The sequence below is a fragment of the Burkholderia sp. Ac-20344 genome, assembly GCF_017104975.1.
GTDB lineage: Bacteria > Pseudomonadota > Gammaproteobacteria > Burkholderiales > Burkholderiaceae > Burkholderia.
Map to the genome: position 1 here is coordinate 1 of NZ_JAAGPP010000100.1, position 12445 is coordinate 12445.

A 12445-nucleotide genomic window follows, 5' to 3' on the forward strand; every position below is an offset into this window, starting at 1 on the left:
CCGCGCCCGACACCGCTCCCGTCACGGTGCCGACCGCCGACGTGAGCGCACCGGCCGGGTTGCTGCCACCCGTCGCGCCGCCGAGTGCGCCCGTCGACAAGAGCCCCGTGACCGGCGCGAGCGGACTCGTCGCGGCGCCACCGCCGCCCAGCAGTGTCGTGCCGGCGGTGGCGACCGTGTTGCCGGTCGCGGTCACGACGTTGCCGACGCCGGTCGTCACCGGATTCCCGCCGGTCTTCGCGATCGTCGTGCCGGCGTTCGCGACGCCGTTGCCGACCGTCGTCACGAGGTTCGTGAGCGGTGCGCCGAGCGGCGTGCTTGACGCGACGGTCTGCGTGACCGATCCGACCTGCGTCGTGATCGGCGTGATCGCCGAACTGGCGGCGCCCGTCACCTGCGCGACGGGGCCGGTCGACAACTGTATGCCGAGCGTCGCGCCACTGCCCGCGATCGTGTTGCCGAGCGTCGTGATTGCACTGCCGACGGGCGAGGTGACGGGCGCGAGCGGCGCCAGCGCCGAACCGCCGGCGCCGAGACTCGACACGACGCCGCCGGTCGCCGCGACCGCGTCGCCGAGGTTCGTGACCACGCCGCCGGTGCTTGCGACCGTCGTGCCGACCGGGTTCGACGATGCGCCGAGCTGGCCGAGCCCCGACCCGAGCCCGGTGCCGAGTGTCGTGACGGCGGCGCCGGCGTCCTGCACGACGGTGCCGAGCCCCTGCGTGGTCGCTGCGTTCGTGCCGGGCAGCGACTGGCTTGCGATCGTCGCGCCGACGCCCGACACGGTGCCGCCCGCGGCCGTCACGACGTTGCTCGATGCCGCGGTCGTCTGGCCGACCGAATTGGCCTGCGCGCCGCCGGAGCCGCTGCCCGTACCGCCGGTCGTGGCCGTCGTGTCGCCCGATCCCGATCCCGCGCCGCCGGTGCCCTGGCTCAGCGAGCCGGAGCCGCCGCACGCGGACAGCGACACCAGCGCTGCGACGCCAGCCGCGATCATGATCATTCGGAATCCTGCCTGATGGGTGGTCGGCGTATCCATGTCGTCCTCGTATTCATTGGAGAGTGGGGTCAGGCGGCCTTCGCGTGCGTCGATTCGTCGCTGCGATGGGGAAGCGATTGGCGCATCGTTGGTTGTCTCCCTGATTGACCTGTCGCCGTGTCGCGTTTTCGCCTGTACCGGATTCCGGAACACCTGTCGGGCGAGCGGTTTGCATTCTTTCGTCTTGCTTGCCGATCGCACCGGAAAACTCCGGATTCCTGGCGATCAGAGTAGGTCCGCCGGCGCGAGACGTCCTTTAATCAACGTTAAATTGAAGTAAGCGTCCGATTCACTGCCGAAATCGGGGTAATCACCGTCGACGCGGCGCGAATCGTGTGAGTCGGTGCCGGTGGCGCGGGTGTCGCGCGACGGCGGAGGGAGAGGAGGAGGCGGAGGGAGCGGGGCGGCGCCGGCCTCGCCCGCCGTGGTGGCGGGCAGGCGCGGGCGCTGCGCAAAGGAGGATGAAACCGGAAACTCAGACTTCCGGGTACCACGCGTCGGTGAATTCGCTGACCTTGACGTCGGTCAGTTCCGGCCGGGCGGCCAGCCAGCCGCGCACGAGTTCGCGGTCGGCGTCGGTCGTCGTGCCGCGCGGCGCGCCGGAAATCACGTAAGCGCCGATGCCTTCGTCCGCCGACGCGACGGTCAGCAGCCCGTTCGCTTCGACGAAGTCGATGAACGCGTCGATCAGTTCGCCGCGCGCGAGGTCGGTCATTTCGTTGCGGTAATGCGCGGTGGCGTTGAACGCGAGTTCCTGGAATTCGCCGATGTGGAGTTTCTTGCGCTGGCGGCGGTTGTGGCCTTGGCTCATGGTGTGTGGTGAATGCGAAAAGGGTAGGGTGAAAGGGCGGCGGCGGGTGCCGGCGCGGCATGCACGGGCGGCCCAGGCGCCGCATCGAAGCGCCGCGCGGCCGGCGGCGGATGGGCGGAACGTTACATCAGCACGATATCGTACTGCTCCTGGCTCAGGTTCGACTCGACCTGCAGCGACACCGGCTTGCCGATGAAGTCGATCAGCATCGCGAGATGCTGCGATTCCTCGTCGAGGAACAGGTCGATCACCTGTTGCGCGGCGATCACGCGGAATTCGCGCGGATTGAACTGTCGCGACTCGCGCAGGATCTCGCGCAGGATGTCGTAGCACACGGTGCGCGACGTCTTCACCTGGCCCTTGCCCTGGCAGGTCGGGCACGGCTCGCACAGCACGTGCGCGAGCGACTCGCGCGTGCGCTTGCGCGTCATCTCGACGAGCCCGAGCTGCGAGAAGCTGTTCACCGTCACGCGCGTACGGTCGCGCGACAGCGCCTTCTTCAGCTCGGACAGCACCGCATCGCGATGCTCCGCGTTCTCCATGTCGATGAAGTCGATGATGATGATCCCGCCGAGGTTGCGCAGCCGCAACTGCCGCGCGATCGTGTGCGCGGCCTCGAGGTTGGTCTTGAAGATCGTGTCGTCGAAATTGCGCGCGCCGACGTAGCCGCCCGTGTTCACGTCGATCGTCGTCATCGCCTCGGTCTGGTCGATCATCAGGTAGCCGCCCGACTTCAGGTCGACGCGGCGCGACAGCGCGCGCTGGATCTCCGTCTCGATGTTGTACAGGTCGAACAGCGGCCGCTCGCCCGTGTAGTGGTGCAGCTTCGGGCTCACGGCCGGCGTGAACTCGCCTGCGAATTCCGAGAGACGCTGGTACGTCTCGCGCGAATCGACCTGGATGCGCGTCGTGTCGTCGTTCGCGAAATCGCGCAGCACGCGCTGCGCGAGATCGAGATCCTGGTACAGCAGGCTCGTCGCCGGCAGCCGCTGCGCCTGGGCGACGATCGTCGCCCACGTCTTGCGCAGGTACGTGACGTCGCCGGCGAGTTCGTCGGAGGTGGCATCCTCGGCGATCGTGCGCACGATGTAGCCGCCTTTCTCGTCCGGCGGGATCACGGCCGTCAGGCGCGCACGCACGGCCTCGCGCTCGGCCTCGCTCTCGATCTTCTGCGAGATGCCGATATGCGGCTCCTGCGGCAGGTAGACGAGCGTGCGGCCCGCGATGCTGACTTGCGTCGACAGCCGCGCGCCCTTCGTGCCGATCGGATCCTTGATCACCTGGACCATCAGCGTCTGGCCCTCGAACACGGTCTTCTCGATCGGCTGGTGCGGCGCGCTCGACTGCGGCTCGCCCGCGAGGCGCGGATGCCAGATGTCGGCGACGTGCAGGAACGCCGCGCGTTCGAGGCCGATATCGATGAACGCCGACTGCATGCCGGGCAGCACGCGCACGACCTTGCCGAGATAGATGTTGCCGACCCGCCCGCGCGACAGCGTGCGCTCGACGTGAAGCTCCTGCACCGCGCCTTGCTGGACGAGTGCGACCCGCGTTTCCTGCGGCGTGAGGTTGATCAGGATTTCTTCGTTCATGGTGGGTTCAGAAGGCGACGCGCGCGGCGCGTAGCAGCGCGGCAGTCTCAAAAAGGGGCAGACCCATGATACCTGAATGGGAACCGTCGATTCGCTCGATGAACTCGGCGGCGCGCCCCTGGATCGCGTATGCGCCGGCCTTGCCGAACGGCTCGCCCGATTCGACGTAGCGCGCGTACGCGTCGCGCGATGCAGCCGCGAAGCGCACCGACGAGCGCGACAGCGCGGGCGGCAGCAGTTCGCCGTCGGCATCGATCACGGCGACGGCGGTCAGCACCGCGTGTTCGCGGCCCGCGAGGCGGGTCAGCATCGCGAGCGCGTCGTCGGCGTCGGCCGGCTTGCCGAGGATCGAACCGTCGATCGTGACGGTCGTATCGGCGACCAGCACCGGCGAAGCGGGCTTGCCGCTCGCGACGAGGCGCGCACGCGCAGCCTCGGCCTTGGCGATCGTCACGCGCCGCACGTAGGCATCGGCGGCTTCGCCGGGCAGTTCGGCCTCGAGCGCTTCGGCGTCCTCGTCGGGGCGCGGCAGCAGCAACTCGAAGCGTACGCCGATCTGCTGCAGCAGCTCCTGGCGGCGCGGACTTTGCGAAGCGAGGTAAAGGGTCGGGAAAAGCGCGGGGGGCGTGCTGGACGGCATGTCGTTATCTCGGTGTGCGCGCGTGGCGCGCGTCTCGAGGACGACACGTCATGCGCGGTGGTAGGGGTGATTCTGCGTGATGCTCCACGCCCGGTAAAGCTGTTCGGCGAGCAGCACGCGCACCATCCCGTGCGGCAGCGTCATGCTCGAGATGCGCAGCAGCGTGTCGGCGCGCGCTTTCAGTTCCGGATCGAGCCCGTCGGCGCCGCCGATCACGAACGCGACGTCGCGGCCGTCCTGCTGCCAGCCGGGCAGCGCCTGCGCGAGCTGCATCGTGGTCCAGTCGCGGCCGCGCTCGTCGAGCGCGACGAGGCGCGCGCCCTTCGGCAGCGCGGCCTCGATCTTCTGCCGCTCGGCCGCCATCACGCTTTCGGCGCTGCGGCCGCCCGAACGCAGTTCGGGCTTGATCTCGCGCAACTCGATGCGCAGCTCAGGCGGCATCCGCTTCGTGTATTCGTCGAAGCCTGATGCGATCCAGGCCGGCATCTTGTGGCCGACCGCAAGGATGAAAAGCTTCATCGGGAGACGCGTAACGACTCGGGGCTCAACGGCGGCGGGCGGCCGTCTTGCGCGCCGGACGTGCGGGCGCGGCCTCTTCCTCTTCGTCCTCGTCGCTTTCGCTGGCCGTGGCGAAGCCGTTGCCCTTGCCGCCGCCGAGCTTCATCCGCACGGGCTTGTCGCCCCAGATTTCCTCGAGGTTGTAGTACTGGCGCAGTGCCGGTTGCAGGATGTGCACGACCGCGTCGCCGCAGTCGACGAGCACCCATTCGCCGGTGTCTTCGCCTTCGGAGCTGACGATGTCGCCGCCGGCTTCCTTGACCTTGTCACGCACGCTTGATGCGAGGGCCTTGGTCTGGCGGTTGGAGGTGCCCGAAGCGACGACCACGCGGTCGAACAGTTCGGTCAGGTGGCTGGTGTTGAACACCTTGATGTCTTGCGCCTTGACGTCTTCGAGGGCGTCGACGATCACGCGCTGCAGTTTGCGAATATCCATGGATTCAGGAATGGTAGAGGCGATGTTGAAGAATATAGGCCCATACGGCGGCCGGCACATGCTCGGCCGATGCGTCGGGCATTTGCGCATGGCGCGCGATGCATTCGCGCAGGTGGGCGCGGATGTCGGTCGCGGCAATGTCGAACGAAAGGGTCGTATCGATCAGCAGGCGGCCGGCCGGCGTGGCCTTGAGCACGTCGGCGCCGGCCTGCCGCGCGGCGATTTCCTGCGCGACGTCCGGCGGCGCGGCGCCGAGGTCGAACCCCGGGCGCGTCGACACGCAGATGTGCGCATAGTCGAACAGCTTGCGCCAGTCGCGCCACGTGTCGAGGCGCACGAGCTGGTCGGCGCCGATCAGCAGCGACAGCGACGCGTCCCGGCCGATCCGCTCGCGCCAGCGCGCGAGCGTCTCGACCGTGTAGGTCGGACCGACGTGCTCGATCTCGTCGGTGGCGACGGTCACGGTCACGCCCGGCACGGACAGCGAGCCGGCGGCCGCGCGCGTCATCGCGAGCCGATGCTCGGCGGCCGACACGTCGCGCTTCTGGTACGGCTGCCCGGCGGGCAGCAGCACGAGTTCGGTCAGGCCGAGCAGCTCGGCGAACCGGCGTGCGAGCGCGAGATGGCCGTCGTGGATCGGGTCGAAAGTACCGCCCAGCAAGCCGATACGACGCGGCAGCGGGGCGGGGCGGGCGGTGGTGTCCAGAAACGCGTCCTTTTCTTGAAGCCGGGGTCAGACCCAGTCGCGCGGCACGATGAAGTCGCTGTACAGGCGCGCTTCCGGCGAACCCGGCTCGGGTTGCCAGTTGTAGCGCCAGTTCGCGACCGGCGGCATCGACATCAGGATCGACTCGGTCCGGCCACCGCTTTGCAGGCCGAACAGCGTGCCGCGGTCGAATACGAGGTTGAATTCGACATAGCGGCCGCGGCGGTACGCCTGGAAGTCGCGCTCGCGCTCGCCGTACGGCAACTCGGCGCGGCGCTCGACGATCGGCAGGTAGGCCTGCAGGAACGCGTCGCCGACGCTTTGCATCATGTCAAACGAGCGTTCGAAACCAGGTTCCGAGAAATCGTCGAAGAAGATCCCGCCGATGCCGCGCATCTCGTTGCGGTGCTTCAGGAAGAAATACTCGTCGCACCATTTCTTGAAGCGCGGGTAGAGCTCGACGCCGAACGGGTCGAGCGCATCCTTGCAGGTCTGGTGGAAATGACGGGCGTCGTCCTCGAAACCGTAAACCGGTGTCAGATCCATGCCGCCGCCGAACCAGAACACGGGCGCCTCGCCCGGTTTCGTCGCGATCAGCATCCGCACGTTCATGTGCACGGTCGGGCAGTACGGATTGCGCGGGTGCAGCACCAGCGACACGCCGAGGGCCTCGAAGCCGCGGCCCGCGAGCTGCGGGCGTGCCGCGCTCGCCGACGGCGGCAGCGCATCGCCCGCGACGTCGGAAAAGCCGATTCCCGCGCGTTCGAACACGCGGCCGCCTTCGAGAATCCGCGTGCAGCCGCCGCCGCGCAGGCGTTCGGCCGGCCCGCGCTGCCATGCGTCGGTCGCGAGCGGCGTGCCGTCGAGCGCGCCGAGCGCGTCGGCGATGCGTGTCTGCAGGTCCTGGAGGTACGTGCGCACGCGCGCCACGTCGTAGGTCGAATCGGTCATGTCTGAACTGGCTGCCCCCGCCCGAAGCGGGGGCCGTAAAAAAGGCATCTGCCGGGCATTCTATCGAACCCCGGCAGAGGAGCGGGCGCGCAGCGTTGCGGCGCGCCCGAAGCGCATCGTCACGCGCTCTTGCGGTTGAGCGCGCGGAAGCCGATGTCGCGGCGGTACTGCATGCCTTCGAAGTTGATCTGGTTGATCGTCTCGTATGCATGCTGCTGCGCTTCGCGCACCGAATCGGCGAGGCCGACCACGCACAGCACGCGGCCGCCGGACGTCGTCAGCTTGTCGCCGTCGAGCGTCGTGCCCGCGTGGAACGTGACTGCCTGCTCGGTCTCGGCCGGGATCCCGTTGATGCGGTCGCCCTTGCGCGGCGCGTCCGGATAACCGTGTGCGGCCAGCACGACGCCCAGCGCGGTGCGGCGGTCCCAGTCGAGCTCGACCGTATCGAGCGTGCCCGCGATCGCTTGCTCGACGACCTTCGAGAAATCGCTCTTCAGGCGCGCCATGATCGGCTGCGTTTCCGGGTCGCCCATCCGGCAGTTGAACTCGAGCGTGCGCGGATTGCCTTCCTTGTCGATCATCAGGCCTGCGTACAGGAAGCCCGTGAAGCGGATGCCGTCCTTCTCCATCCCGCGCACGGTCGGCATGATGATCTCGCGCATCACGCGTGCGTGCATCTGCGGCGTGACGATCGGCGCGGGCGAATACGCGCCCATGCCGCCGGTGTTCGGGCCGCGGTCCTCGTCGAGCAGGCGCTTGTGGTCCTGGCTGGAAGCCAGCGCCAGCGCGTGCTTGCCGTCGACCATCACGATGAAGCTCGCTTCCTCGCCATCGAGGAATTCCTCGATCACGACGCGCGCGCCGGCATCGCCGAGCTTGTTGCCCGACAGCATCATGTCGACGGCTTCGTGTGCTTCTTCCAGCGTCATCGCGACGACGACACCCTTGCCGGCCGCAAGGCCGTCGGCCTTCACGACGATCGGCGCACCCTTCGCGTCGATGTACGCGTGCGCGGCGGCCACGTCGGAGAACGTTTCGTACTCGGCGGTCGGGATGCCGTGGCGCTTCATGAACGCCTTCGCGAAATCCTTCGAGCTCTCGAGCTGCGCGGCTTCGCGGGTCGGGCCGAAGACCTTCAGGCCGCGTGCGCGGAACAGGTTGACGATGCCGGCCGCGAGCGGCGCTTCCGGCCCGACGAGCGTGAACGCGACGCCTTCGCGTTCCGCGAAATCGGCGAGCTCGTCGAGCGCCGTGATGTCGACGTTCTTCAGACGCTCGTCCTGTGCCGTGCCGCCATTGCCGGGCGCGACGTAGACCATCTGGACGCGCGGCGACTGCGCGAGCTTCCACGCCAGCGCATGTTCGCGGCCGCCGGAACCGACGACGAGTAGTTTCATGGGATTCCCCGCAGACTAGAAAACAGGGCGGCCGGCACGCTCAGGCGCGCCGGCCGCGGATTCGGTCGGGCCGCCGCCGCGACAGGCGCACGGCGGCCGGCTCATCATTCGTCGACGATGACGGCGTTCGTGTACACGTCCTGCACGTCGTCGAGGTTCTCGAGCGCGTCCAGGAGCTTCTGCATCTTCGCCGCGTCGTCGCCGGTGAATTCGACTTCGTTCTGCGGCTTCATCGTCACTTCGGCGAGTTCGGCCTTGAAGCCGCCGGCTTCGAGCGCGTCCTTCACCGCCGAGAATGCCTGCCAGTCGCACAGCACTTCGATCGAACCGTCGTCGTTCGTGTTCACGTCGTTCGCGCCGGCTTCGAGCGCGGCTTCCATCAGCGCGTCTTCCGACGTGCCCGGTGCGAACAGGAACTGGCCGACGTGATCGAACATGAACGCGACCGAGCCATCGGTGCCCATGTTGCCGCCGAACTTCGAGAATGCGTGGCGGACTTCCGCGACCGTGCGGGTGCGGTTGTCGGTCAGCGTATCGACGATGATCGCCGCGCCGCTGATGCCGTAGCCTTCGTAACGGATTTCCTCGTAGTTCGCGCCGTCCGCGCCGCCGACGCCGCGATCGATCGCGCGCTTGACGTTGTCCTTCGGCATGTTCGCGTCGGCCGCCTTGTCGACTGCCAGACGCAGGCGCGGGTTCGAGTTGACGTCGCCGCCGCCGAGGCGCGCCGCGACCTGGATTTCCTTGATCAGGCGGGTCCAGATCTTGCCGCGCTTCGCGTCGGCCGCTGCCTTCTTATGCTTGATGTTGGCCCATTTCGAATGACCAGCCATACCTTTCTCCGTGCCCGGGCGCGCAGCGCGGGCGATTGTTTCAATGTGTCGTTGAATCGGCGGCCGTTTCGGCGGGCATGAAGCCGCGGGGCCGCGCATGTCGAGTGGATCGAGATTTTATCACGCGGCGACCGCCGGATCGGGGCTGCCGCGCATGGCCGAACGGCCGGGCAGGCCGCCGCGAGCCGGGCCGCGCGCCGCGCGGCCGTGCCGGTGCTCAGTTTTTGGTGCCGAACAGGCGGTCGCCCGCGTCGCCGAGGCCCGGCACGATGTACGCGTGCTCGTTCAGGTGCGAATCGAGCGACGCGACGAACAGCTTCACGTCCGGGTGCGCGTCCTGGAACACCTGCACGCCTTCGGGCGCGGCGACCAGCGCGACGAACATGATGTTCGCGGCCGGCACGTTGCGGCGCTTCAGCACGTCGACCGCATGCACCGCCGAGTAGCCGGTCGCGACCATCGGGTCGCACAGGATGAAGATGCGGTCTTCCAGATCCGGCAGGCGCACCAGGTATTCGACCGGGCGGTGGTCCTCGGCGCGGTACACGCCGATGTGGCCGACGCGTGCCGACGGAACCAGGTCGAGCAGGCCGTCCGACATCCCGATGCCCGCGCGCAGCACCGGCACGATCGCCAGTTTCTTGCCGGCGATCACCGGCGCGTCGACCTCGACGAGCGGGGTTTCGACCCGCTTGGTGGTGATCGGCAGGTTGCGGGTGATCTCGTAACCCATCAGCAGCGTGATTTCGCGCAGCAGCTCGCGGAACGTGCGCGTGGACGTGTCCTTGTCGCGCATGTGCGTGAGCTTGTGCTGGATCAGCGGGTGATCGGTGATGAAGAGATTCGGGAAACGGCTGTCCTGTTTCATGACGGGGGCGCCTTGGCGGCAAAAGAGGATCGGGGGCGGCGGCGGGCGCAAGCCGGCCGCGCGCTGATGTCCGCAATTTTACCAAGGCGCGCCGCATGATCCGGATAATATCGACGTCTCACGACAATCCGCGCGCCCGCGCCCGCCCGTTCGCCTGCCTGGCCCGCCCGTGGTCCATGCGCCGGTGCGACGGGCCGCGTCGGCGCGTGTCGCCACCAAGGAATCGACGATGGATCTCGGCATCGCAGGAAAGACCGCGCTCGTGTGCGCGGCAAGCAAGGGGCTCGGTCGCGGCTGCGCGCAAGCGCTGGCCGCCGAGGGCGTGAACCTCGTGATCGTCGCGCGCACGCGCGACACGCTCGAGGAAACCGCGGAGGAGATCCGCGCCGGCGCGAACGTGTCGGTGACCGCGGTCGCCTGCGACATCACGACGCCGGACGGGCGCGCGGCCGCGCTCGCCGCGTGCCCGCAGCCGGACATTCTCGTGACGAATGCGGGCGGCCCGCCGCCCGGCGACTTCCGCGACTTCTCGCACGACGACTGGATCCGCGCGCTCGAATCGAACATGCTGACGCCGATCGAGCTGATTCGCGCGACCCTCGACGGGATGATCGCGCGCGGCTTCGGCCGGATCGTCAACATCACGAGCTCGGCCGTGAAGGCGCCGATCGACGTGCTCGCGCTGTCGAACGGTGCGCGCTCGGGGCTGACCGGCTTCGTCGCGGGGCTGTCGCGCAAGGTCGCGGGGCAGGGCGTGACGATCAACAACCTGCTGCCGGGCCTGTTCGACACCGACCGGATCGCGACCACGCTCGCCGCGTCGGCGAAGGCGCAGGGCGTGACGGTCGACGAGATGCGCGCGCGGCGCACGAAGGACATCCCGGCCGGCCGCCTCGGCACGCGCGACGAGTTCGGCGCGGCGTGCGCGTTCCTGTGCAGCGTGCATGCGGGCTACATCACCGGGCAGAACTGGCTGCTCGACGGCGGCGCGTATCCGGGCACGTTCTGACGCACGTACCGCCTTTCACGACAACAACCTGAAACGAAGGATCCGGAGATGAGCAAACCCCGCATCGCCTTGATTGCGCACGACGCGAAGAAGGACGAGATCGTCGCGCTCGCGGGCGAATTCCGCGCGACGCTCGCGCAATGCCGGCTGGTCGCGACCGGCACGACGGGCGGCCGCATCGCGGACGCGCACGGGCTCGAGGTCGAGCGCAAGCTGTCGGGGCCGCTCGGCGGCGACCTGCAGATCGGGGCGGAGCTGGCCGACGGCCGCGTCGACATCGTCGTGTTCCTGCGCGACCCGATGACCGCGCAGCCGCACGATCCCGACATCACCGCGCTCGTGCGCGCATGCGACGTGCACAATGTGCCGATCGCGACCAACGTCGCGACCGCGCGGATGCTGCTCGACGATCTGGCGCGCAACATGCAGGACGTCTGCTAGGCAACGGCCGCACCCGATTGCCCCTGATGGCGGCAGGGCCATGCACGGATGCCCGCGGCGCGCGAGAATCGTGCGTCGCGACGTGTAGCTGCCGCCCGGTTCCGGCATGAATCGGCCGGCTCCGCGTATCGGCGACCCGGATTTTTCCCTGACCGAACCAGAAACGAGGAGCGAAACGATGCCGAAAGCAATCCGATACGACCAGCCGGGCGGCCCGGACGTGATGAAGTGGGTCGATGTCGAGGTCGGCGAACCGAAGGCGGGTGAAGTCCGTATCCGGCAGCACGCGGTCGGCCTCAACTACATCGACGTCTATTTCCGCACCGGTCTTTACCCGCAACCGCTGCCCGGTGGCCTCGGCATGGAGGCGGCGGGCGAGGTGGCGGCCGTCGGCGAAGGCGTGACCGCGCTCAAGGCGGGCGACCGCGTCGCGTACGTCGGGCAGCCGCCGGGCGCGTATGCGCAGGAACGCGTGATGCCGGTCGAGCGGCTCGTGAAGCTGCCGGACGGCATCAGCTATGAGGACGCGGCGTCGGTGATGCTGCAGGGCCTGACCGCGCACTACCTGCTGCGCCGCACGTACGCGGTGAAGGCCGGCGACACGATCCTGATCCACGCGGCGGCCGGCGGTGTCGGCCTGCTCGTGTGCCAGTGGGCGAAGGCGCTCGGCGCGACCGTGATCGGGACGGTCGGCTCCGACGAGAAAGCCGCGCTCGCGAAGGCGCACGGCTGCGACCATCCGATCGTCTATACGCGCGAGAACTTCACGCAGCGCGTGAAGGAGATCACGAACGGCGCGGGCGTGCCGGTCGTCTACGACTCGATCGGCAAGGACACCTACATCGGCTCGCTCGACAGCCTCGCGCCGCTCGGGCTGTTCGTCAGCTTCGGCAATGCGTCGGGCCCGCTGCCGCCGATCGACTCGAAGGAATTCTCGTCGCGCGGCTCGCTGTTCTTTACGCGGCCCACGCTGTTCTCGTACATCGCGAAGCGCGCCGATCTCGAATCCGCTGCCGCCGAGCTGTTCGACGTGCTGCTGTCGGGCAAGGTGAAGACGAGCATCAACCAGCGCTATCCGCTCGCGGAAGTCGGCCGCGCGCACGAAGATCTCGAAGCGCGCAAGACCACCGGCTCGACGATCCTCGTTCCCTGACCCGTCCCCTC

Annotated in this window: 14 protein-coding genes; 3 read left to right on the plus strand and 11 right to left on the minus strand. The window is 68.4% G+C overall.

Features of this window, described 5'->3' with window-relative positions; translation table 11 throughout:
- From G3N64_RS26395 to upp, 11 genes are all read right to left on the minus strand, one after another.
- Positions 1 to 1039, minus strand: a 1039-nt coding sequence (locus G3N64_RS26395; protein ID WP_205786539.1) for a collagen-like triple helix repeat-containing protein, incomplete at its 3' end; no start/stop codon positions are given.
- A 475-nt stretch (positions 1040 to 1514) separates the two neighbouring features.
- Entirely contained in the window at positions 1515 to 1850 is a 336-nt protein-coding gene (locus G3N64_RS26400; RefSeq protein ID WP_205786540.1) for a 50S ribosome-binding protein YggL, read from the minus strand.
- 122 nt (positions 1851 to 1972) lie between these two features.
- Positions 1973 to 3442 (minus strand): ribonuclease G, encoded by a 1470-nt coding sequence (rng, locus tag G3N64_RS26405; RefSeq protein WP_205786541.1) that lies wholly within the window; start codon positions 3440 to 3442, stop codon positions 1973 to 1975.
- A 7-nt stretch (positions 3443 to 3449) separates the two neighbouring features.
- Positions 3450 to 4082, minus strand: coding sequence for a Maf family protein (locus G3N64_RS26410; protein ID WP_205786542.1), 633 nt, complete (start codon positions 4080 to 4082; stop codon positions 3450 to 3452).
- Positions 4083 to 4130: 48 nt separating this feature from the next.
- Positions 4131 to 4601 carry a 23S rRNA (pseudouridine(1915)-N(3))-methyltransferase RlmH gene (gene rlmH / locus G3N64_RS26415; RefSeq protein WP_205786543.1) on the minus strand — a complete coding sequence of 157 codons (471 nt, stop codon included), beginning with the start codon at positions 4599 to 4601 and terminating at the stop codon, positions 4131 to 4133.
- Positions 4602 to 4626: 25 nt separating this feature from the next.
- Positions 4627 to 5076, minus strand: a complete 450-nt coding sequence (rsfS, locus tag G3N64_RS26420; protein WP_205786544.1) for a ribosome silencing factor — start codon at positions 5074 to 5076, stop codon at positions 4627 to 4629.
- A 4-nt stretch (positions 5077 to 5080) separates the two neighbouring features.
- Positions 5081 to 5782 carry a nicotinate-nucleotide adenylyltransferase gene (locus G3N64_RS26425; protein WP_205786568.1) on the minus strand — a complete coding sequence of 234 codons (702 nt, stop codon included), beginning with the start codon at positions 5780 to 5782 and terminating at the stop codon, positions 5081 to 5083.
- Positions 5783 to 5809: 27 nt separating this feature from the next.
- On the minus strand, positions 5810 to 6733 hold the full coding sequence (gene hemF, locus G3N64_RS26430; RefSeq protein WP_205786545.1) for an oxygen-dependent coproporphyrinogen oxidase: 924 nt from the start codon (positions 6731 to 6733) through the stop codon (positions 5810 to 5812).
- A 119-nt stretch (positions 6734 to 6852) separates the two neighbouring features.
- A complete protein-coding gene (gene purD, locus G3N64_RS26435) occupies positions 6853 to 8130 on the minus strand; it encodes a phosphoribosylamine--glycine ligase (protein WP_039370477.1) in 1278 nt (425 codons plus the stop codon).
- Between the two features lie 104 nt (positions 8131 to 8234).
- Complete coding sequence (locus G3N64_RS26440; RefSeq protein WP_205786546.1) at positions 8235 to 8963, minus strand: YebC/PmpR family DNA-binding transcriptional regulator; 729 nt, start codon at positions 8961 to 8963, stop codon at positions 8235 to 8237.
- Between the two features lie 217 nt (positions 8964 to 9180).
- Positions 9181 to 9831 (minus strand): uracil phosphoribosyltransferase, encoded by a 651-nt coding sequence (upp, locus tag G3N64_RS26445; protein WP_043188934.1) that lies wholly within the window; start codon positions 9829 to 9831, stop codon positions 9181 to 9183.
- 229 nt (positions 9832 to 10060) lie between these two features.
- On the opposite strand from upp, the gene G3N64_RS26450 reads away from it, so the two are divergent.
- The 3 genes from G3N64_RS26450 to G3N64_RS26460 all read left to right on the plus strand — a co-directional run bounded on the left by G3N64_RS26450 (position 10061) and on the right by G3N64_RS26460 (position 12434).
- Positions 10061 to 10840 (plus strand): SDR family oxidoreductase, encoded by a 780-nt coding sequence (locus tag G3N64_RS26450; protein WP_205786547.1) that lies wholly within the window; start codon positions 10061 to 10063, stop codon positions 10838 to 10840.
- Between the two features lie 48 nt (positions 10841 to 10888).
- Positions 10889 to 11281, plus strand: a complete 393-nt coding sequence (locus tag G3N64_RS26455) for a methylglyoxal synthase (RefSeq protein ID WP_205786548.1) — start codon at positions 10889 to 10891, stop codon at positions 11279 to 11281.
- A gap of 178 nt (positions 11282 to 11459) precedes the next feature.
- The gene (locus G3N64_RS26460) at positions 11460 to 12434 is read left to right on the plus strand and encodes a quinone oxidoreductase (RefSeq protein WP_205786549.1); all 975 of its coding nucleotides are present in this window, start codon (positions 11460 to 11462) and stop codon (positions 12432 to 12434) included.
- Positions 12435 to 12445 lie beyond the last annotated feature (11 nt).

Excerpts from the sequence above, each read along its gene's own strand:
- G3N64_RS26400 (WP_205786540.1), bottom strand. The coding sequence starts at position 1,850 with ATGAGCCAAGGCCACAACCGCCGCCAGCGCAAGAAACTCCACATCGGC.
- rng (WP_205786541.1), bottom strand. The coding sequence starts at position 3,442 with ATGAACGAAGAAATCCTGATCAACCTCACGCCGCAGGAAACGCGGGTC.
- G3N64_RS26410 (WP_205786542.1), bottom strand. The coding sequence starts at position 4,082 with ATGCCGTCCAGCACGCCCCCCGCGCTTTTCCCGACCCTTTACCTCGCT.
- rlmH (WP_205786543.1), bottom strand. The coding sequence starts at position 4,601 with ATGAAGCTTTTCATCCTTGCGGTCGGCCACAAGATGCCGGCCTGGATC.
- rsfS (WP_205786544.1), bottom strand. The coding sequence starts at position 5,076 with ATGGATATTCGCAAACTGCAGCGCGTGATCGTCGACGCCCTCGAAGAC.
- hemF (WP_205786545.1), bottom strand. The coding sequence starts at position 6,733 with ATGACCGATTCGACCTACGACGTGGCGCGCGTGCGCACGTACCTCCAG.
- purD (WP_039370477.1), bottom strand. The coding sequence starts at position 8,130 with ATGAAACTACTCGTCGTCGGTTCCGGCGGCCGCGAACATGCGCTGGCG.
- G3N64_RS26440 (WP_205786546.1), bottom strand. The coding sequence starts at position 8,963 with ATGGCTGGTCATTCGAAATGGGCCAACATCAAGCATAAGAAGGCAGCG.
- upp (WP_043188934.1), bottom strand. The coding sequence starts at position 9,831 with ATGAAACAGGACAGCCGTTTCCCGAATCTCTTCATCACCGATCACCCG.
- G3N64_RS26450 (WP_205786547.1), top strand. The coding sequence starts at position 10,061 with ATGGATCTCGGCATCGCAGGAAAGACCGCGCTCGTGTGCGCGGCAAGC.
- G3N64_RS26455 (WP_205786548.1), top strand. The coding sequence starts at position 10,889 with ATGAGCAAACCCCGCATCGCCTTGATTGCGCACGACGCGAAGAAGGAC.
- G3N64_RS26460 (WP_205786549.1), top strand. The coding sequence starts at position 11,460 with ATGCCGAAAGCAATCCGATACGACCAGCCGGGCGGCCCGGACGTGATG.